Source organism: Parvimonas sp. D9 (assembly GCF_035282565.1).
Lineage (GTDB): Bacteria > Bacillota > Clostridia > Tissierellales > Peptoniphilaceae > Parvimonas > Parvimonas micra.
Genome location: NZ_JAYKBM010000256.1, coordinates 1 through 239 on the forward strand (window position 1 = coordinate 1; position 239 = coordinate 239).

General features: G+C 37.7%; 1 protein-coding gene. It reads left to right on the plus strand.

The features are described 5' to 3' along the window. Positions 1 to 239: TerC family protein (locus VJI94_RS08785; protein ID WP_416383687.1), on the plus strand; the 239-nt coding region annotated here is incomplete at both ends.

The window sequence follows — 239 nt, forward strand, 5'->3', positions numbered from 1 at the left end:
TAAGGATTTTGATCTGGCAAGTCTGGTGATGTTAGCAGGAGGATTATTTTTATTGTATAAAACAGTTCGTGAAATACATCATAAGCTGGAAGGTGATGAGGAAGCTTTACATGGTGGTAATGCAAAGAAGTTAGGTTTTGCAGCTGCTGTATTTCAAATCATGCTGATTGATATGGTATTCAGTTTTGATAGCATCATTACCGCCGGTGGTACCGCCAAACATATTGAAATCATGATAG